Origin of the sequence: Burkholderia sp. ZZQ-2, from assembly GCF_050768715.1 — a bacterium.
Lineage (GTDB): Bacteria > Pseudomonadota > Gammaproteobacteria > Burkholderiales > Burkholderiaceae > Burkholderia > Burkholderia cepacia.
Genome location: NZ_LDVA01000240.1, coordinates 1 through 297, shown reverse-complemented (window position 1 = coordinate 297; position 297 = coordinate 1). Strand labels below are relative to the sequence as shown.

Sequence of the window (297 nt, the reverse complement as noted above, 5' to 3'; positions counted from 1 at the left end):
CCCGCCGGTCGGCATGCCGGGCCACATCTCCTGGCTGTCGAACGTCGTCGACGGGAACGCGTCGACCCTGTTCGCGGTCGTGGGCGGGATCAGCGTGGTCCTGGCGACCCGCTCCTACCTGGAGCGGGGGCACATCGCGGCGGCCCGGTGGGCGATGGCTGTGCGCGGTCTCCTCGTCATCGTGCTCGGGGCCACGCTCGCCCTGGCGCCGGGGAGCATCGTCGTCGTCCTCGTCTACTTCGGGGTGGCGATGCTGGGCAGCATCCCGTTCCTGCGGATGGGCGCGAAGGGACTGCT

1 protein-coding gene is annotated in these 297 nt (G+C 71.7%); it reads left to right on the top strand.

The window, feature by feature from the left end; translation table 11 throughout:
* Nucleotides 1–297, top strand: a 297-nt coding sequence (locus ABY44_RS16165) for a hypothetical protein (RefSeq protein WP_431641396.1), incomplete at both ends; no start/stop codon positions are given.